This is a genomic window from Planococcus beijingensis, from assembly GCF_016820615.1.
Classification (GTDB): Bacteria; Bacillota; Bacilli; order Bacillales_A; family Planococcaceae; genus Planococcus; species Planococcus notacanthi.
Window position 1 is genome coordinate 524902 of record NZ_JADHDZ010000001.1, and the last position, 18292, is coordinate 543193.

Genomic DNA, 18292 nt, shown 5'->3' on the forward strand with positions numbered 1-18292 from the left:
TTTTTGAAGTATAATAGTAATGGAATCAATTAACTAAAAATTCTAATTTATAAAAAACTTTTAAAAGAGGGATGTATATGACGGTACTTGTCACAGGGGGAGCAGGATTTATCGGGAGCCATGCCACGGTAGAACTGCTTGAGAATGGCTATAAAGTGGTAGTGGTGGATAATCTGTCAAACAGCCAGAAAGCATCCATTGACCGCATAAAAGAAATGACCGGTAAAGATTTTGCATTCCATCAAGTGGATTTATTGGATTCACAGGCCTTGGACGATATTTTTTCCACGTATGACATTTCAGCAGTTATGCATTTTGCCGGATATAAAGCTGTCGGACAATCGGTTGAAATGCCTCTCAGCTATTACCACAATAATATTAGCGGTACATTAACGTTATGCGAAATGATGCTGAAGCATAACGTCCAGAAGTTGGTCTTCAGTTCGTCCGCCACTGTTTACGGTCTTCCGGAGCGTGTTCCGATTGAAGAGTCGTTTTCATTATCGGCAACCAACCCTTATGGACGGACGAAACTGATGATTGAAGAAATACTGCGCGATCTTGCTCTATCCAATCCTTCAATCCGTATTGCGATTCTTCGCTACTTCAATCCAATCGGAGCTCATCCAAGCGGAAAGTTGGGAGAAGATCCACGAGGGATTCCCAATAACCTGATTCCTTACATTACGCAGGTGGCAATCGGCAAGCAGCCGGAACTGAAGATATTCGGCGGAGATTATGAGACAAACGACGGGACCGGTGTCCGTGATTATATCCATGTCATGGATTTGGTGAAGGGGCACATTAAGGCGCTGGAGTATCTGGAAAAGTACGAAGGAGTAGAAACGTTCAACCTTGGTACTGGAACAGGCTACAGCGTATTGGAGATCGTCAATAGTTTTAATGATGTGACAGGAAAACAGATTCCTTACCAAATAACCGATAGAAGACCCGGAGACATTGGGGTCTGTTACGCCAATCCGGAAAAAGCCAAAAAGCTGTTGGGGTGGCAGGCAGAAAAAAGTTTGAAGGAGATGTGCAGGGATTCCTGGAACTGGCAGGTCCAAAATCCTGACGGCTTCACGCAATAGGCGATTATTTATACGCAAGCTGCAGAGGAGAAGAATTATGTTCGATATTTATAAAGAAATGTGGAGAAAAAGAGGAATGATCCAGTCTCTTTCCATTCAGGAAATCAAAAGAGAATACGCAGGCACACTATTGGGCTTCGTCTGGGGGCTTGTCAATCCGCTGATGCGCATTGCAGTTTTCTGGTTTGTTTTCAGTATTGGAGCGAGAGCCGGTGGTCCAGTGAATGGCGCTCCTTTTTTTGCTTGGCTGGCGATTGGAATGGTGGCTTGGTTTCTGCTGAACGATGGATTTCGGCTGACGCAGAAATCGTTTCGCAGCAAGAGATCAATCATCAAAAATACGCCTTTTCCCATCGCTATTCTTCCGGCCGTACAGATTCTATTTTCGTATTACATCCATTTGATCCTATTGGCAGTGATATTCGTGTTGATGGCTTTATCGCTTCAGACAGTTTCGCTCTATAACTTCCAGTTGATTTATTACGACTTTGCGGCTGTCATGCTGCTTTTGGGAATCGGTTCGGTGACTGCTCCATTGGTAGCTGTAAGCAAGGATTTCGGGCGTTTTCTCGACACCATCCTGGTTTTCCTTTTTTGGATGACGCCTATTTTTTGGTCAGCGGACAATTTGGGCATGTATGAGTGGATCATCAAAATCAACCCGTTCCACTACATTGTCCAAGGCTACAGAGATTCCTTTTTCTATGACATCGGGTTTTGGGAGCAGCCGTTGTATACATTATACTTTTGGATCCTGGTTCTCATCTTCTTCCTGCTCGGGAATTACTTGCATAAACGGATGAAGCCGATTTTCCTGGATACCTTGTAATTTTTATTCCCGAAAGGCGGATCGTGATGGATGTAGCAGTCAGCGTCAAAGAACTCACAAAAAAATACAGTCTCTATAAGGATCCGTGGGGTCCTATCAAAGAAGTGGTGACACGCAAAAAGCTGCACAAGGATTTTTATGCGCTTCTTGGCGTATCGCTCGATTTCCCCAAGGGAGAGTCGATTGGGATACTCGGCAAGAACGGCTCCGGCAAATCGACTTTGCTGAAAATCATTACGGGCATCACCGAACCGACTTCAGGCCAAGTGAATGTACATGGCTCCATCGTATTTTTGGATGTCAGTTCAGGAATCGATTCGGAATTGAGCGGCTACGATAACATTTTCATGAAAGGCACATTGCTGGGCTATACGAGGCAGGAAATGCTGGCGAAAATCGATGACATCATCGAGTTCTCAGAGCTTGGTGAATTTATCGGCCAGCCTGTCAAAAATTATTCTTCAGGAATGAAGGCCAAACTTGGCTTTGCCATTTCAGTAAATGTTGATCCGGATATTCTGATTGTCGATGAAGCATTGGCCGTGGGGGATTCAGCATTTCAAAGAAAATGCATGAATAAAATGAATGATTTCAAGCTTCAGGGGAAAACCATCATCTTTGTCAGCCATGATAATCGCGCGGTCGAATCATTTTGTTCAAAAGCAGCGTGGATTCACCAAGGAGAACTTATTACATACGGCGACTCCAAGTTTGTCGGTTCCATGTACGCAGAGTTCATGGGGGGCCTGAAGGCAATTGAAGCCATTCAAGCGGAAATACAGTATGAACATGCCATTGAACAATGTACCTACGGAACAACAAAAGATGGCTTCAGCATCCAATTGAAAGGCTACGTACGTAATCGGCAAGGAGTTGATGCCCAAGAGCATTTCCAGTTAATTGTTCGGGATGACCGGACAGGAGAAACGGCTGCAAAAAAACTGCAGCCTGCAGGCAAAGAATTCATGGTCAGCTTTACGGATCAAGAATTTCCATTGTTTTTTAAGCCGGGCAAATACAGTTTTTGGCTCCGTGAAGAACGGCCAGATGAAAAAGTGGTGGAGTTCTCCATTTGGGGAGGAAAGGCTGTTCTTAATGAACAGCCGACAACCGGTACTGGCCGATTCTCCTATGAGTTCGCTGTCCAACAAAATAGCCTGGAATTGGCCATCGAAAACCTTATGAAAGTTGAGCAGCAGGTCAACCGAATGTGGGTGGAAGGCGAAGTGCTCCATATTGAAGGTGTGGCTTTCGTAAGGGGCTATGAAACCAGGTCCGCAGATGCTGTCTCGATGGATTTTTATTTGACGGAACTGTCCAGCTTTGAGCGGTCTGCATTTTCCGTCAGCATCAGTGAAACGGAAGAAATTACAGAAAATCCATCTTACAATCCACAAGGGAAAGTCTATAATTATTCCCAATTCGAAATCGCCATCGACCTTGCAGACTTGAAGGCGGGCAAATATGAAAGCCACTTAAGCTATAGAATGGCGAATCATCCGCATCACGATCTGTTGAATCTGGTCTGGGCATCCAAAAGGCAGGAATATCCGGTTGGGCCAACTGCAGTTGAGTCCTATACAGTAGAAGTCCAAACCGCGAGCAAATACTTGCGGCTTGAAAAGAAACCGGCAAACGGTGTATCTGCCGAACGTTAATCTATTCACAAGGAGTAATCATATGGAACGTAGAAATATCGTTTTTTTAATCAATGAATTCAATGATCACGGCGGCGCTCAACGCGTGGCTTCTATTTTGACGAAGGAATTTATGGAAGATGGACATCATGTCTCCATCCTGAGTGTCAACCAACAGAAAAATGCGCCAAGCTATTTTTCGGATGAAGTTCCTGTCACCATAATCCATAAAGACAACTACCGGCCGCCGGCGGCAATCGAGCTTTCCTCGAACCTGAAGCAGCGGCGGTTCGTTAAACTATCGAAAGAATTGAAGCGGCGTTACCGGCTTCAAAAGCAAAGGAATGAAGTGAAGACGTTTTTTGAGGCTTTTGGTGAAGAAGAGGTATTCGTCATCGCCATTCAAGTATATGGTATGCAGTGGCTGCAGCCGGTGCTCTACAAACAAAACATCAAAGTAATTGGCCAAAGCCATGAAAGTGTGGCGGCAGCAAAAAGCTCACAACGCTACAAACGGATTTTGACGTATTACCGCCAAGTATCTAAATTCCTATTATTGACACAAAAAGATGCCGATCATTTTGAAGAAGCAGGTTTCACGAATACTGGAGTGATGTACAACCCCTCTCCGTTCCGCCAGTTCACCTCCCCTGAAATTTTGTATCAGCATAAAAAGATCGTTTCTTCAGGAAGGCTTGTCGCTGGCAAAGGATTTGATGTATTGATCGAATCGTTTGCCGGCGTAGCGGATGCAATTCCTGATTGGACGTTGCATATATACGGGGAAGGACCTGCCGAAGAATCCTTGAAAAACCTCATCCGTATATTTGAGCTGGAAGATCGGGTCTTTTTGGAAGGCCAGACCGAAGACATCGAAACTTCTTTAAGAGAAGCCAGTTTCTTCGTATTGTCGTCAAAAGCGGAAGGGCTGCCCATGTCGTTGATTGAAGCACAGTCCTGTGCTTTGCCATGCATCTCTACAGATTGCGCGCCTGGCATCCGTGAAATTTTAAACGAGTATGAAGACAGCTTGATTGCGCCAGTAGGAGATGTCCATGTACTGGGTCGTCATATCAAGCGCCTTGCCGACAATCCGGAACTGTTTTATGCCTACAGCCGGAGTGCTTATGAAAACAGCCGGAAGTTTGACAAGCAAGTCATCAAGCAGCAATGGTATGAACTTTTTGACGAGTTGGGAGGCCGGGGAAATGGTCAATGATCACCAAATGACAACACAGCCGAAGCTTTCTGTCGTCGTGATTGCTTTCAATAATGAACTGTATATCGAAGAAGCCTTGCAGTCCTTGCAGGAACAGAGCTATAAGGACTTTGAAGTGGTGGTGGTCAACGATTTTTCAAGCGACCGGACAGGGGAACTGATCGATCGTTTCGTAGAAGGCAAACCCAACTTTAAAGCCATCCACCTGCCCGAAAACAGCGGAGGCTGCAGCACACCAAGAAATACAGGCATTGCCAACTCAACAGGTGAGTACTTGATGTTTTTGGATGGGGACGACTGGTACACCGTAACAGCCTGTGAAAAAATGGTCGAAGCAATCGAACGGACCGATTCAGATTTCGTGGCTGGACAAGTAATCCGCACGAATAATTATGAAATCTGGTACCACAAGCAATTGTATTCAACGGAACGCATCAATTTGAATATCCGTGAATTCATGGGGATGTTGTTCGACAGCCTGTCTGTCAATAAAATCTATAAGCGTTCGTTTCTGGATGCCCATCACTTGAGGTTTCCGGAAGGCATCCACTATGAGGACATTGTCTTTACCGGCAAAGCCTATTTTCTTGCAGAGTCTTTCAGCATCATTCCCGAACCGGTCTATTATTGGCGAGTGGTGGAAAACAGCGACGTCAAATCCATCACCAACCGGCGCTTTGAATTTGAAAACTTCGAGAACCGTATAGTTGCGCATCGGTACTTCGATCAATTTCTAAGAGAAAGCGGTGCGATGCTTTACCAGAAAGAGAAAAACAATAAGTTTCTCCGCCACGATCTGAAGCTCTATACGAACGACTACCTTCTTTTCGATGAGGAGTATAAAGACAAATTCCATGCGCTGATTTATGATTACCTGCATGAAACGATGGATGAATATGCTTTTCTGAATTTAGCGGAAAAAGACCGGATTCTCTATTACCTATTGTATATCGGAGACCGTGCGGGATTTGATGATTACATTGCTTATATCAATGGCGTCGCAACAGCTGCCAACCGGATTTATGCAATCGGCAGCCAGTATTATTTTAAGGCGTCGAAAGGTGTGCGGAATCACGAAAAATTCCTGAAGCTGCAGCAACCGGAAATTGCCTATCGCATTTCTGATATTCAATTGGATGAAGAACGATTTTCATTTCACGCGATGGTAAATGTCAATTCGATCGACAGTGATGAAATCATATCCTTCTGGGTGCTTCGGAACCGGCAGACAGGCGCCACTTTAGTATCGGAAAAATCCGATGAGGGCACCATCACTTTCCATGTGAAAAATATGGCAGAAGGCAATTACTACCTTTCTTTAGTTGTTAACCACATGGGCAACCTTCATAGGGTGTTGGTGAAAAAATCGGAAATTGCTGATTTGCCGAACATCGAAGTCAGAAAAGGGGACCTGTCAAAAAGCATCTACATTAACCAAAAGAACTCCTTTTCAATCCGGGTTCAGCCGGTGAAAGGAGTGGACCAGGTCAAGTGGAAGCTTAAGCAGAGAAGAACAGCCCAATCCGCCAAGAAGTCGGGGAATACCGAATCGGCTTTCCAGAAATGGGCCAAGCGCTGGATTCCCCGCTTGCCGGTCCGTTCAAATTGGGTCTTATTTGAAAGCCATATGGGCAAGCAATACAGCGACAGCCCTAAATATCTTTATGAAGAGTTGCTGGAGTCGGGAAGAAAGTATAAATATATTTGGTCGTTTCAGGACCCGGAAGCAGTGGAGCTGCCGGGGCCAGCAGTAAAAGTGAAGAGAAACAGCCTGAAGCACCTTTATTACCTGAACCGTGCCAAATTCTGGGTGGATAATCAAGGGCTGGCGCATCTGGCAGATAAGAAAGAAGAGCAGGTCTATATCCAGACCTGGCACGGCACGCCGCTGAAACGGATGGGCTATGACCAAAAGAAATTGCCGTCCAATGAAGAATTGGCCCGATTGAAAAAACAGACCGATGCATGGGATTATCTGGTGTCACCTAACCGGTATACCAGTAAAGTGCTGAAAAGAGGCTTCAGGTATGGTGGAGAAATTTTGGAGACGGGCTATCCAAGGAACGATTTGCTGATCAGCCGGCCTCCAGAAATCAAAGAAAAAGCGCGCATGCAACTCGGCATTCCTTCTGGCAAAAAAGTTATTCTTTTTGCCCCTACGTTCAGGGATTGGGATCCGAATTCGTTCCAACGGGTGTTGGATGATGTCCAATACTTAAGCAAAGAAGTCGGCGACAATACAGTGCTGGTCCTAAGGTTACATTATCTGCTGTCGGATAAGATTTCCCAATTCGAATTGCCGCCGAATATTGTGGATGCATCCAATTACCAGGACATTCAAGAGTTGTACCTGCTTTCGGATATGCTGATTACCGATTACTCATCGGTCATGTTCGACTATGCGCTGCTCAAACGGCCAATTTTGTTGTACTGCTACGATCTGGATGAATACGTTACTCGGCGCGGCATGTATTTTGAGTTTGCCGAAAAAGCGCCTGGTCCGGTCTGTGAAACCATAGAAGAGCTGATTGAATATATCAATCAACCTGAGAAGCTTGCGGGGTATGAAGACAGTTTGGAGCGGTTTGTCGAAGAGTTTGGAAGCTTGGAAGACGGCAAAGCTTCCGCTAAAGTGATCGAAACAGTTTTCGGCCGAAAATAAAGGGGGAAAGTGTATGGCAATTCTTGTTTCTGTCGTTATTCCTGTCTATAACGCAATTCCGTATTTGGAAGCTTGTCTCGAATCAGTTGCCATGCAAACCTATAAGAATATAGAAGTTGTGGCCATCAACGATGGTTCAACGGATGCGAGTGAAGAGACGCTTCAGCGATATGCCCGAACCGATCAGCGCTTCAAGGTTTATTCGCAAGACAACCATGGATTGGGGTATACCCGCAACCGGGGTGTTTCCTTATGCCAGGGCAGCTACGTCTTCTTCCTGGATTCAGATGACATCCTTCCACCGAAAGCGCTCAGCTCTTTGGTGGAAGCGGCAGAAAAAAGCGATGCGGATTATGTGGTGGGCAAGGTGATCCGTTTTGACAAAGAGCGTCAGTATGCACCTCCCCGCCATGTGGAGTTTGGCTTATATAAGGAAAAGACTGTGACGACACTGCAGGAAAGTCCAGAGCTTTTGCAGGACAGCATTGCCTGCAATAAACTATGGAAAAAAGAATTGTTCACGGAGCATCAGTTGGCTTTCACTGAAGGCAAATACTATGAAGATTTATCGTTGACATTGAAATCGGCCGTACTAGCAAAAAAAATTCAGGTTCTGGATGAAGTGGTCTATCAATGGCGCGTCCGGGAAGAAGAATTTATGCCCTCGATCACTCAGCAGCAGATGAAGCTGGAGAATACAGCACACCGGCTGGAGGCCCTCGAAGAAAATCGGAAGTGGCTGATCCAGACAAACAGGCCGCAGCAAATCATCGATGAGCACGATCTGAAAAGCTTGCTGGATGTCATCCGGCTCCATGTTTTGAAGTATGCATTGATTGCAGAAGAGGAAAAGGTACGGTGGAAGGAGTTGGTGTACTCCTACTTGAAAGGCATCCCAGCCGGTATTTCCGACAAACTTCCGGATAAGGAAAAGCTGTTGTATCAATTGATGATGGCAGAAAAAGAAGAGGATTTGATGGGACTGTCGCAACTGCTGACGGATACAGAGAAGTCACCGGTTGTCAGGCAGGAACACAGCCGCTTTGTCTTTGAGGGAGCCGAAGAGGAATATGAAGTCACGAAATTCAATAAACCAAAGGTGATTGTGGAACACGTTGAAATGCGGAATGGTGATTGGCAGCTTTCCGGCAAGGTATGGATACCCAAGGCATCCCGTCCGCTTACAGGAAGCTTATATGCCAGAGACCGAAAAGGAGACAGCGATTTGACTGTAGCCAAATTCAAACTGGATCAGCCGAATGAAAGCAGCATGTATCCTTTTGAAGAACAAGCATTTACTGTAGATCTGGACGCCTCTCCACTGATTGAGGCTGGAAAAGACACCACCTATGATTTCTATTTCAAGTTAGACGATTTTCCTCGGTCCCCGAAGACCCGGGTCAGGCTCTATTCAGCAGCCGATCCAGGCGAAGCCCGAAAGGCAGGGCGGCAAAGAATATTCCTGTACCGGACCAATTACGGCAATTTAAGTTCCACCATATCAAAACCACAGCGCTTAAAGTCTTTGGTCAAAAAGATTCTGCCTTTGGGCAAAGGGTAAAAAGCACTTCCTGTTGAACTGTTCTCCGTTGTTGGTTAATGCCAACATTCGAAGAGACGTTCAGTTTAGGAAGTGCTTTTATTTGAGTGAACCGATTTTTTCTAGGGCTCTTATCGATCGTAATTTACATTGTAAGCTTCTCTAGTAACAGGTGGAGTTTTGCTGTTTACGGGAGTTGGTTCTAAATATTTTATTTTCCCGGTAAAATACCGGGTAAGACGGCTCTGGTAAAGCATAAAGGCAACGCCGATGCATGCCGAAATTGTAAGAAATGCCATCACGCTTACATAAGTGAAAAAGTTTTCGCCAAAGGTTAACGACAGTTTCACAAAATAGGGAAGAAAAATCATATGTGTTAAATAGATGAAGAACGAAAAATTGCTGATCATTACCAATGTTTGGTTATTAAAGTTGAATTTTCGGATCAACGCCACTAAAAGAAAGAAGACGCTGACTGAATACAAAAGCATATCGTACCGCTCACTCGAAATTCGTGTATAATCCATTTCGGTGTAATTGTACATGATTATTCCAAAACTGCTGATCGTCAGCAAGACAGGTACCCATAATTTTTGAGTTAAAAATGTGATAAGTTGTTCATAGTATTGGCCGATATAAAATGCGACAATAAAATAGAACAGCCACATAAAGATATGGGTTTTGTACCAAAGTGGATAATCAGTCAAGATGAAATTTTGATATGCATCAATGTGCACATAACAATATACGTGTGCAAAAGAGATGGCAAATGAAATGAGGATCGGTCCAATTGGATTGATGCGGGCCAAATATTTTCCGATCAGCCAATGAAGGATATAAAATTGGAAAATTACTATAACGAAGAACCCGTACCATTGGCCCAAAACAATTTTTTGGAATGCAACTTCCATGAATGAAAGCAAGTCTTTATCAGAGCTTCTGTAACTGACAATTAGTCCGACAAATATGTATGGCAACAAGATGTACTTTACCCGCTTCAAAAAGAATCCTTTTTTTAATCCATTCGGATAATTTTTGGATATCAAAGTTTCGGATAATAGAATGAATATGGGTGTTGAACAAAGCAACGCGAAACGTATCCAAAGAATATACTGGTCGTAGGCAGCTTGGTCGACTTCAATATTCCTTAAGTAGTTTGAAATGGAATGTGTTACAACAATGGCAAGACACATGATGGCTCTAATAATATTGATTTCATTTAAATTTTTCACTGTATTTCTCCAATAAAAAAACCTATGCTAAAAGCAATAAGTTAATTTCGTTTTTATAACAAGTATTTAATCTACTTGAATACATTATTATAGTATAGATAAGTTCTTTGTGACTGTCCACCCTATCCTAATTGACAGAAATTAGAAGGGTGATAATATTAGGTATTGCAATAATTAAATTGGCCGGGAGATAAATCATTATGATATTAAAAAAGTTTTCAACTAAGTTAAAGAAAATGTTGGTAAAAAGAGTCGAAATTGAAAAGTACTATTTTGAAAATAAGAACCTTCTTTTTAAATTCAAATTATCGAATTTTTTTGCATTAAAGAAGCAGGTTAAGGCAGAATTTCTGATAAATGAGGATGTTCATCCATTAGCTTATGAGTTGCAGCCTAATAACTACTTGATCGTTGCTATACCAGAGCACTTGCTTTCTTTGGTCACATCCAGTTCGCGTGTCCAATTGACGATCAATAATAAAAAGATCTGGATCACAGAGCACGAAATGTACAAAGCGGGCGACTTTCAAGAGTCTTTATTGATTGGTAATAGGTTTCTATCAACTAAAGTAAAAAGAAATGTTATTATCACTAACCGGTTTGCTGATTTTTATTTTATGGAAAATGCGGTGAGTGCTGAAGTCGAATCTGTACACTATGATCTTCTGACGATGTCTATGAACTTGCCAAATCTCTTAGAAGATGATTCGCGAACGGTTGAACTCTATGCTTTTAACAACTCTCAATTCCGGATGTTGACAGGCATGAGAAGTGATGAAAAGAATATCGTCGTCTTCAGTGGGTTTTCAGAAATGGCTGCCGGTTTATGGCGTATGTTTGTGCAGATTGACAACAAGCTGTACCCGATAAACTTATTGAAATCGTTCGATAAGAAATTCAGTTCGTACCATCATGAACTTCAGATTCTCAATCGGAAATCTGCATTTTATTTAGAAATGATTCCGCATTCTGTCGAGATTGAGTCTCTTTCAATTGTGGAAAAGCAAAATTACGATTACCTGATCTCATTTTCTCTTCCTGGTGTACCCACTAACTTAGATTACTCTTTGCAAGTGGATGATCCGAAGAGTGGCTTGGTTAGATCTTATCCCCTGAATAGTCGAGAGGGAAGTCTTGAAACCAGACTTCCGATGAAAGAGTTATTAGAGACTCTTTTTGCAAAACGATTCTTTCTTGTAGAACATAGTGAAGAACCGAAAGTTTATAGATTTATACTGGACAAAGAACTTCTGCAAAATACCACTACACATTTTAAAGTCATATCAAATTCACAGTTTGTAAAATTAATGTTCTATCGCCGTAAAGATTTATCCTTGGGATTGGCAATGAAACAAGCTAAATTGAAGAAGGCGATTCGAGAGGTAAAGGATTTTCAATTAGAAGGAGTTATCGGCTCAATTGAAGAGTTTATCGGCTCTAAAGCTTATTTGATGTTTGAAGACCGTTTGTCCCAAGACTCGCTTCAAGTTCCTATTACCGGCGAATTCACAGTTGATTTGAATGATTTGGATTTAATAGGAATCAAGAGTAAAGACAAAACAGTTCTTGACCTCTTCGTCGTTATTGAAAACAGTACGGGCGAAATCATTCGAAAAGAAAAAATCCGCTATAGCAAAGCAAATTATAAAAAAGACAATTATTACAGCCACAAAATTCAGTATGACGAGGAAAACAATGAACATCATTTTATGATTACAACTACTCCTTTTAATAATGTAAAGGTGGAGTCGTTTGCCATCAGACATCACATTAAAGTTCCCGAAGATGTTGCAACGAAAGATGATAACGTCTGGTTGATGGGTGAGCGGACGAACACGGCACAGGATAATGGAATCGTCTTTTTTAAATGGCTGCAGAAAAACACAGCAATCGAAGCCTATTATGTGATCGAAGAAGACAGTTCAGACTATGAACCTATCAAACATATGCCGAACGTTTTGATTTTTGGATCGGAAAAGCATTTTGAAGTCGCATTTAAAGCTAAAGTTTTATTGGGTACCCATGACTTGGAAAATATACTTCCTTATAAGCCAGCCAAAGGGTTTTTTGGATACGAAGAAACGATTAAAATTTTCCTTCAACATGGGGTATTAGGCCGCAAGAATGTAGAGTACCATAAAAAGAATTACGATATGCCATTTGATTTGTTTATTGTCAGTTCAGATCCTGAAAAGAAAGTCATCGTAATGGATGAAATGGGTTACGACGATCATGAAGTCGCTGCCACAGGACTGGCCCGATTTGACAATTTGGTTCAAGTGAATCCGCCAAAGGATATCTTATTAATGCCAACTTGGCGTGATTGGATCAATACAGACGAACAATTCTTGAAAAGTGAATATTTCCTTGCCTATTCCAATTTGATACAAAATGAAAAGTTACTTCAATTGCTTGAAGAATATAATGTCAACATCAACTTTTATCCGCATTATCGAGCTCAGGATTATTTCCAAAGTGAAATTGAAAATATGCATGAACGCATTAAATTTATACCGCTCGGATCGCAGACAGTGCAGCAGTTACTGATTGATCATGCACTTCTGATTACCGATTACAGTAGTGTGAGCTTTGATTTTACGCTGCTCAATAAACCGGTTGTTTATTACCATTTCGATGTAGAACGCTTTTTCCGTAAAGGTATTTTACGTCCTGTCGAAGAAACCTTTATCGGTGGAATCGGTACCTATGAGGAAGAGCTGGTGACAATTATTGAGGATAGAATCAAGAGCCATTTTGCTAATTTCGAATACGAAATAACTGGCATTATTAAACACCAGGATCAGCACAACAGCAAACGTATTTATGAGGAAGTTCAACAGCTGATAGAAAACAAAAAGGCCGCGAAAGTATAATGGATGGAGTGAACACCATTCAATCTATAGTGTCAAAACCATACAAAAAGAGCAGTGAAGTAAATCTCACTGCTCTTTTTAATATCATCTATTCACTGGAAACCAAATCAGCAACCAGGATATAGCGTTCCGGTGCATATCCCACATAATCGAATGGGTAACAGGTCGAAACCGTCAAAACGGCTTTAGGCTTCGGAACAATGACGGTCCGGTCGTCTTCGTCTACAATCCGGACTTGGCGTACTTTGTAAGTAAAAGTTCCTGAGAAGGTTTTGACAATCAGCAAATCCCCTTTGCCAACTTCACCAAGTTCACGGAAGACCGTGTCCCGATGTCCGGATAGGACGGAATTGTCATTTTCCCCAGGCATGACGCTTTCAGCAAAATGGCCAACGCCTTTTTCCAATTCGTCTTCATTTGTGCCGTGGATAATCGGCAAGGAAGCTTCCAATTTCGGAATGATCAGTTCACCCATAAGGTCGCCGATTTCAGGAGTTTCCGGATAAATGGAGTCCCTTACTGGTTCTTCAACAGGTTCTTCAGTTTCATCTTCTTTTTCAATCGGAGCTTCTGCCATTTCGAGTGGCTGCGGTTTGTTGCTGAAGTTTTTTGCTTCAACGTTCCCCGTTTTATAAAGCATATAGCCTTTGGCGAAAGTAGCGGCATTTGTGGTGCTGAACCACAAACCGAGAACAATCAGAATGATGGATAGAGAAAGAAGAAGTGGTTTCTTGCTTCTTCTTTTTTCAGTTCTGCCTTTCATCATTAAATTCCTTCAGTTCTAAAGCGGCGGAATAAAACAATCCCTGCGGAAATCAAAGCCAGGCCAATCAATGCATTGACTGCAAAATCAGTGGATGTAGCAGGCAGTTTGCCGCCTTTTACCGTTTGAGTAGTTGTGGGCGCAACAACAGCAGGTTTTTGAACCGCCGGCGGTGTTGAAATGATTGTTTCCACTATCCCCAGTTCTGTTCCTGTCTCCACAATTATTTCAGAACCGAACATTTCAGCTGTCAATAAAATATCGGCTAAAAATACATCTTTCAAATTATAGATTTCGATTAACAGGTCAGCGCCTTCAGTTGATTCAAGCGTCATAAGCGTTGATAAAGAAACAGAAGTTTTCTGTCCATCTTTCACAAAAAAGTAAGCTGTTTTCAATTCGAAAAGCTCGATCATGTCATTATAAATGTCCATAAGCTCAGCGATTTGTTCTGCAGTTAATTCATCCGCAGTTTCAAATTCCCCGATTGCCATCATGCGATCACTCAGTTGGGTCAACTTTTCTTCGAAAGCTGGATTTTGATAATCCAATGTTTCCATGTGAGCGATTAATCTTTCCAGTTCTTCTTCCGTCAATCCAAGCTCAGTGAAAAGCCCATCAAGTTCCAAATCGTATTCATCCAGTTCTTGATAATAAATAAGCGACTCCTCTAGATCTTCGATAAATTCATAGTTTTTAATGGAATCGGAGTATCCATCCAAGTACTCTTCCAATGCTTTTTCTGATGTGAATCCGTATTCTGTCATCAGTTCCTGAAGGTTTGTAGGAGTGATGGGTGTTCCCAATTCATCCTTCAAATAAAATTCAACATAGTACTCAAGATCTTCGATGAAAATCAAAAGAGTTCCGTCAAGCACATCTTCTCCGTATTCAATGTCGCCAAATTCATAAAGCACTTCATTCAATTCGGTACGTGTCATTTCGAGTTTAGGCAATAACGTCTGGATGCCTTCTTCAGTCAACGGTGTTCCCAGTTCATCTACTGTATCAAATTCATCCAATGACCACCCTTTGCCCTCAAGGTAATCAACATAGGCTTTCTTTTCCCAATTGATTTCAACTAAAAATTGATCAAACTTGGTATCATCCGCCTTGATTGCAAAGGCTGATAAAGGCATGCTGATAAAAAGAAACCCTAAACCTACTAAAAACACTGCTAAACGCTTCATTTTCTTCCCCCTGTGTATAATAAATGGAATATCTAGAATATTATAGTCACAGATCAGAATGATTAATATAGGTATATTGAATTATAAATATGGAATTTAAAAAAGAAAAGATATTGTTAAAGAACATTTAATTTTTATAGCAGTCTAAAGAGAATATTGAATGTATACTATTGAGTTCTGAAAATTCCGATTAATGTTATGATAGAAAGAAATAGAACCCATGGGGAACAGGAGGTCTTTCCGATGTCCATCAGAAAAGCCATCATTCCAGCCGCCGGTCTTGGAACACGTTTCTTACCCGCTACAAAAGCCATGCCGAAAGAAATGCTGCCCATTGTCGACAAACCGACCATTCAATATATTGTAGAAGAAGCCGTAGCTTCAGGAATCGACAGCATCATCATCGTTACTGGGAAAGGGAAACGAGCGATTGAAGACCATTTTGATCACGCCTTTGAACTGGAAGCTAATTTACTGGAGAAAGGCAAATTGGACATGTTGGATGCGATTCTTCAAACATCGAAATTGGAAATCCATTACATCCGCCAAAAACAACCACTTGGATTGGGGCATGCCATTTGGTCAGCCCGTAATTTTATTGGGGATGAAGCATTCGCCGTATTATTAGGGGATGATATTGTAGAAAACGAAGAGCCGTGCTTGGCTCAACTGATGAAACAGTTTGGAAAGACCGGAAACTCGATCATTGGTGTACAACAGGTTCCGCTGGAAGAGACTTATCGTTATGGAATAATCGATCCGATTTCAATGGATGGCCAATTGATGAAAGTCAGAAGCTTTGTGGAAAAACCGGTACTTGGAACAGCACCATCCAATTACGCAATTATGGGCCGCTATATTCTGACTCCTGAAATCTTCGGGTTTTTGGGCGAGCATCAATTAGGAGCAGGAGGCGAGATACAGCTCACGGACTCCATCCAAAAGTTAAATAAAATCCAAAAGGTCTATGCCTATGAGTTTGAAGGGCGAAGATATGACGTCGGCGAGAAGTTTGGTTTTATTGAGACCACGATTGATTTTGCGTTAAAAAGGGAAGAGTTGAAAGAACCATTGCTGAAGTTGTTCAAGAAGATCTTAAGTGAGGAAAAAGAACGCCAAAACCCTTGAAGAGGGCAAGGGGGGGGAGAATCGGTTTGATTGAGATTCCTTTGGTTTATCCATTCGGTATCGGAGAGCCTCAAGCTCCTGTATACTGAAAAGAAAATGAAGACGATGGAGGTCACGGCCATGGAAACCATTCTTGCAATATGCATCGGTTTGGCATTAAGTGCAACTGTGGGGTTTAGAATCTTTACTCCTTTGTTGATCACAGGTATATTCGTGCATGTAGATTGGCTGACACTTTCAGAAGGGTTCAGCTGGATCGGCAGCACTCCCGCAATTATCGCTTTTGGGGTAGCGACCCTTTTTGAAGTGGCAGTCAATTATATTCCGGCTGTGGGCTCGTTTATGAAAATGATTTCCACACCGATCGCTGCATTGGCGGGCATTCTGCTGACGGCGTCGTTTATTGGAGACATGAGCCCCTTTTTGGAATGGAGCATCGCAATCATCGGCGGTGGGGGCGTAGCCACTGCCTCCCATGCAACCATTACAGCCGTTAAAGGAGTCAGTGAAGCGGCTTTGATGAGTCCGGCTGTTTCCTTGGCAGAAGATGCTACTGCTACAGTGGCGCCGATTCTGATATTCATAGCGCCGATTCTGGCAGTCTTCTTTCTGATTGCTATGGCGTTCATGATCTATAAGTTATATCGTCGTTTTCTGTATAAGCCGAAAGCTATATGAAAAGGAGTTGGAATCTATCTTCCAGCTCCTTTTTCTATTATCTCGGAATCACCAGCACTTGTCCTACACGAAGTGAATTGACATTGGTTATTTTATTGGCTGCTGCAATTTTGGCAACGGTCGTTTTATAGGTGCGTGCAATGCTGTAAAGGGTATCACCTGCTTTCACAGTGTATTTCACAGAAGTAGCAGGCGGTGCAGTGGTTTTCCCAGGAATCGTCAAGACTTGGCCGACACGGATTAAACTATAATTGGTGATATTATTGGCTTTGGCTAGTGCCGCAACGGTGACATTGTATTTTTTCGCAATGCTGTAAAGGGTATCACCGGCCTTAACCGTGTATTTTACTGAAGTGGCAGGGGGCGCAGTGGTTTTTCCAGGAATCGTTAATACCTGGCCCACGCGGATTAAATTATAATTGGTGATGTTATTGGCTTTGGCCAGTGCAGCAACAGTGACATTGTATTTTTTCGCAATGCTATAGAGAGTATCACCGGCTTTGACTGTGTATTTGGTTCCATTTACTGGAGCAGAAGGCAATTTCAATAATTCAGAGACCGTCACAAATTTATAGCCTTGGGCTTTCAATTTGCTGATCATGCCTGGCAAAGCACCGGGAGTCCCAGAGGCACCTGCGCCGGTATGCATCAAAATGATTGATCCCGGTACAATATTGTTCAGGACCTTATTGGTGATCTGAGTGGATGAAACGCCTTTCCAGTCGACCGTGTCGATATTCCACTGAATCGTATGGGTATATCCAGCTTCACCTACAGTTTTAAGGACAGTTGAATTGGATGCACCAAAAGGGGCTCTGAAAATCGGTTTGGTCGATTTTCCTGTTATCCCTTTAATGGTCGTTTCGGTGGTAGCCAATTCACTTTTTATCTTAGCAGCTGAGATTTTTGTGAAATCGGGATGTGAATAAGAATGGTTGCCGAGCTGATGGCCTTTGGCTGAGATGTTGTTGATCCAGGTCGGATGGTTTTTTGCTCCGGAACCTGTCAAAAAGAATGTGGCTTTGACGTTATGGGCAGATAAGACATCCAGGATTTTATTGATGTTTGTGCCATCTGAACCGTCATCGAAAGTAAGAGCGACAACTTTGCTGGTGGTGCTGCCTTTTGTGACATAGGTGGAGCTTGCTGCTTGTGGCTGGCTGGAGAAGGAGAACACAGTAAACAGGATCAGTAACATAGCTGCTGCAACTTTAATCCATTTAGAAAGCACCTTTCTCACCCCTTTATTTAGTGCGCTGAGCCGAGCCAGCGTATGTATAGGAGAGATTAGGCCGGTAACTATGGCGGAAGATTGAGGAGGGATTTTTGCAGATTCTCTAATCATATTATACCACATGGATGAGCAATAAGGGCTAATTTAAACTGAATATTTCGAGAATTAATTAATGTATCCAAAAAGAAAAAATCCAGTTGTCCATAGATTGGGCAG

The 18292-nt window shown here is 42.5% G+C and carries 13 protein-coding genes; 9 read left to right on the forward strand and 4 right to left on the reverse strand.

From position 1 onward, the window contains the following. Positions 1 to 77 precede the first annotated feature (77 nt). From galE to IRE19_RS02440, 6 genes are read left to right on the forward strand one after another with little or no spacing between them, the layout of a single operon-like run. Positions 78 to 1091: a UDP-glucose 4-epimerase GalE gene (gene galE / locus IRE19_RS02415; protein WP_203339209.1), complete on the forward strand. Its 1014-nt coding sequence runs from the start codon at positions 78 to 80 to the stop codon at positions 1089 to 1091. A gap of 37 nt (positions 1092 to 1128) precedes the next feature. Next, positions 1129 to 1920, forward strand: coding sequence for an ABC transporter permease (locus IRE19_RS02420; protein WP_203339210.1), 792 nt, complete (start codon positions 1129 to 1131; stop codon positions 1918 to 1920). A gap of 26 nt (positions 1921 to 1946) precedes the next feature. Then, on the forward strand, positions 1947 to 3578 hold the full coding sequence (locus IRE19_RS02425; RefSeq protein ID WP_203339211.1) for an ABC transporter ATP-binding protein: 1632 nt from the start codon (positions 1947 to 1949) through the stop codon (positions 3576 to 3578). 22 nt (positions 3579 to 3600) lie between these two features. Next, a complete protein-coding gene (locus IRE19_RS02430) occupies positions 3601 to 4776 on the forward strand; it encodes a glycosyltransferase (RefSeq protein WP_203339212.1) in 1176 nt (391 codons plus the stop codon). After that, positions 4766 to 7438 (forward strand): bifunctional glycosyltransferase/CDP-glycerol:glycerophosphate glycerophosphotransferase, encoded by a 2673-nt coding sequence (locus IRE19_RS02435; protein ID WP_203339213.1) that lies wholly within the window; start codon positions 4766 to 4768, stop codon positions 7436 to 7438. The genes IRE19_RS02430 and IRE19_RS02435 overlap by 11 nt, the downstream gene beginning before the upstream one ends. Before the next feature lie 13 nt (positions 7439 to 7451). Beyond that, the gene (locus IRE19_RS02440) at positions 7452 to 8999 is read left to right on the forward strand and encodes a glycosyltransferase family 2 protein (protein WP_203339214.1); all 1548 of its coding nucleotides are present in this window, start codon (positions 7452 to 7454) and stop codon (positions 8997 to 8999) included. Positions 9000 to 9109: 110 nt separating this feature from the next. Here the strand turns inward: IRE19_RS02440 and IRE19_RS02445 are convergent, their stop codons facing one another. Further along, positions 9110 to 10210, reverse strand: coding sequence for an acyltransferase family protein (locus IRE19_RS02445; protein WP_203339215.1), 1101 nt, complete (start codon positions 10208 to 10210; stop codon positions 9110 to 9112). Positions 10211 to 10410: 200 nt separating this feature from the next. On the opposite strand from IRE19_RS02445, the gene IRE19_RS02450 reads away from it, so the two are divergent. Further along, positions 10411 to 13083: a CDP-glycerol glycerophosphotransferase family protein gene (locus IRE19_RS02450; protein ID WP_203339216.1), complete on the forward strand. Its 2673-nt coding sequence runs from the start codon at positions 10411 to 10413 to the stop codon at positions 13081 to 13083. Between the two features lie 88 nt (positions 13084 to 13171). On the opposite strand, the gene IRE19_RS02455 is transcribed toward IRE19_RS02450, so the two are convergent. Further along, positions 13172 to 13849: a class D sortase gene (locus IRE19_RS02455; protein ID WP_301611059.1), complete on the reverse strand. Its 678-nt coding sequence runs from the start codon at positions 13847 to 13849 to the stop codon at positions 13172 to 13174. Further along, positions 13849 to 15036 (reverse strand): processed acidic surface protein, encoded by a 1188-nt coding sequence (locus IRE19_RS02460; RefSeq protein ID WP_203339217.1) that lies wholly within the window; start codon positions 15034 to 15036, stop codon positions 13849 to 13851. Before IRE19_RS02460 ends, IRE19_RS02455 begins: the two co-directional genes overlap by 1 nt. Positions 15037 to 15279: 243 nt before the next feature. On the opposite strand from IRE19_RS02460, the gene galU reads away from it, so the two are divergent. Both galU and IRE19_RS02470 read left to right on the forward strand, forming a co-directional pair. After that, positions 15280 to 16164 carry a UTP--glucose-1-phosphate uridylyltransferase GalU gene (galU, locus tag IRE19_RS02465; RefSeq protein WP_203339218.1) on the forward strand — a complete coding sequence of 295 codons (885 nt, stop codon included), beginning with the start codon at positions 15280 to 15282 and terminating at the stop codon, positions 16162 to 16164. A 120-nt stretch (positions 16165 to 16284) separates the two neighbouring features. Beyond that, complete coding sequence (locus tag IRE19_RS02470; RefSeq protein ID WP_203339219.1) at positions 16285 to 16842, forward strand: DUF4126 domain-containing protein; 558 nt, start codon at positions 16285 to 16287, stop codon at positions 16840 to 16842. 37 nt (positions 16843 to 16879) lie between these two features. On the opposite strand, the gene IRE19_RS02475 is transcribed toward IRE19_RS02470, so the two are convergent. Next, positions 16880 to 18073, reverse strand: a complete 1194-nt coding sequence (locus IRE19_RS02475) for a LysM peptidoglycan-binding domain-containing protein (RefSeq protein WP_349291245.1) — start codon at positions 18071 to 18073, stop codon at positions 16880 to 16882. Positions 18074 to 18292 lie beyond the last annotated feature (219 nt).

What these genes read in the sequence shown, in the direction of transcription:
- galE (WP_203339209.1), top strand. Translation starts at nt 78, where the DNA reads ATGACGGTACTTGTCACAGGGGGAGCAGGATTTATCGGGAGCCATGCC.
- IRE19_RS02420 (WP_203339210.1), top strand. Translation starts at nt 1,129, where the DNA reads ATGTTCGATATTTATAAAGAAATGTGGAGAAAAAGAGGAATGATCCAG.
- IRE19_RS02425 (WP_203339211.1), top strand. Translation starts at nt 1,947, where the DNA reads ATGGATGTAGCAGTCAGCGTCAAAGAACTCACAAAAAAATACAGTCTC.
- IRE19_RS02430 (WP_203339212.1), top strand. Translation starts at nt 3,601, where the DNA reads ATGGAACGTAGAAATATCGTTTTTTTAATCAATGAATTCAATGATCAC.
- IRE19_RS02435 (WP_203339213.1), top strand. Translation starts at nt 4,766, where the DNA reads ATGGTCAATGATCACCAAATGACAACACAGCCGAAGCTTTCTGTCGTC.
- IRE19_RS02440 (WP_203339214.1), top strand. Translation starts at nt 7,452, where the DNA reads ATGGCAATTCTTGTTTCTGTCGTTATTCCTGTCTATAACGCAATTCCG.
- IRE19_RS02450 (WP_203339216.1), top strand. Translation starts at nt 10,411, where the DNA reads ATGATATTAAAAAAGTTTTCAACTAAGTTAAAGAAAATGTTGGTAAAA.
- IRE19_RS02455 (WP_301611059.1), bottom strand. Translation starts at nt 13,849, where the DNA reads ATGATGAAAGGCAGAACTGAAAAAAGAAGAAGCAAGAAACCACTTCTT.
- IRE19_RS02460 (WP_203339217.1), bottom strand. Translation starts at nt 15,036, where the DNA reads ATGAAGCGTTTAGCAGTGTTTTTAGTAGGTTTAGGGTTTCTTTTTATC.
- galU (WP_203339218.1), top strand. Translation starts at nt 15,280, where the DNA reads ATGTCCATCAGAAAAGCCATCATTCCAGCCGCCGGTCTTGGAACACGT.
- IRE19_RS02470 (WP_203339219.1), top strand. Translation starts at nt 16,285, where the DNA reads ATGGAAACCATTCTTGCAATATGCATCGGTTTGGCATTAAGTGCAACT.